Origin of the sequence: Amnimonas aquatica (assembly GCF_002943415.1) — a bacterium.
GTDB lineage: Bacteria > Pseudomonadota > Gammaproteobacteria > Pseudomonadales > Moraxellaceae > Perlucidibaca > Perlucidibaca aquatica_A.
Map to the genome: position 1 here is coordinate 1 of NZ_PTQZ01000366.1, position 1140 is coordinate 1140.

Sequence of the window (1140 nt, forward strand, 5' to 3'; positions counted from 1 at the left end):
ACCGCCGGCCTTCATGCCGGCGGCGTGCTCTGGCCGGTGCTGACGGTGGCGACGCTGCTGCTGTCCTTCCTGCGCGCCTACGGTCATGCGCCGTCGCCGGTCTGGCTGCTCCCGGCCGCGCTGCTGGCTGGCTGGCATGTCGCCGGCCAGCAGTCCGGCAACCTGCCGCCGGTGCTCGCCGACCTGCCCCTGCCGGTGGCGCTGCCGGCTGCGGCCGGCCTGCTGTTCGGGGCGCTGCTGCTCGGCACCGGCCTGGGTGCCCACTGGCAGCAGTCGGATGCCGGGCAGCAGCGCCTGCCGCTGGCGGGTCGTGGTGTCGTGCTGCTGGTCGGGCTGGGCCTGGTCGCGCTGCTGCTGACCGGTCGCGGTTCGCTGCCGGTGCTGCTGCTCGGCTACCTGGCCACCCTGCTGGCGCTGGATGCGCTGGCCCGCCCGGCGCTGGCCGCCGTCCGCGGCCTGAACCTGCCGCCGCTGCTGGCACCGTTGCTGGTGCTGGTGCCGGTGGTGGTCGCCGCCGAGGCGGTCTGGTATTTCGCCGGCGCCGCCGCGCTGGACTGCCTGACGTTCGCGCTGGCGGTCTGGATGGCCGTGAACATGCTGCTGCTGGCGCTCTTCGCCGGCTGGGTCATGAAAATCAGCCATGTCCGCAAGGCGCTGCAGCTGCCGTCCGAAGGGCTGTACAACGTCTGGCGCATCGCCGTGCGCTGGGTCGCGCCGGTCACCCTGCTGATCGCGCTTTGGCGCCTGCTGCCGCAGTGAGCGTCATCACGGGCCGGACCACAGCGGGCGTGTCGTCATGAGCGCTGCCAGCTGGCTGGACATCGAGTTGGCGTGCGCGCTGCCGGACCGGCAGCTGCTGCTGGCGCGGCGCGTGCCCGCGGGCACCACGCTGCTGCAGGCGCTGGATGACTCCGGCCTGCTGCAGGAGTTCACGCTGTTGGCGGAGGCGCGTGCGCAGGGCACGCTGGCGCTCGGGGTGTGGGGCAAGGTGGAGCGCAGTCCGGAGAGCCGGGTGCTGCGTGACGGAGACCGCATCGAGGTCTACCGGCCGCTGACGCGCGACCCCAAGGATGCCCGCAAGGCGCGGGCGGAGAAGGTCAGGGCGGAAGGCGCCGGCCGCTGACCGCTGTCGGCGTGCGC

1 protein-coding gene and 1 pseudogene are annotated in these 1140 nt (G+C 73.6%); both read left to right on the forward strand.

Going from position 1 to position 1140, the window contains the following annotated elements:
• Window positions 1–759 (forward strand): annotated as a pseudogene (locus C5O18_RS10635) (hypothetical protein); the annotation flags it as partial.
• A 37-nt stretch (window positions 760–796) separates the two neighbouring features.
• Window positions 797–1123, forward strand: a complete 327-nt coding sequence (locus C5O18_RS10035) for an RnfH family protein (RefSeq protein WP_105193481.1) — start codon at window positions 797–799, stop codon at window positions 1121–1123.
• Window positions 1124–1140: the final 17 nt, after the last annotated feature.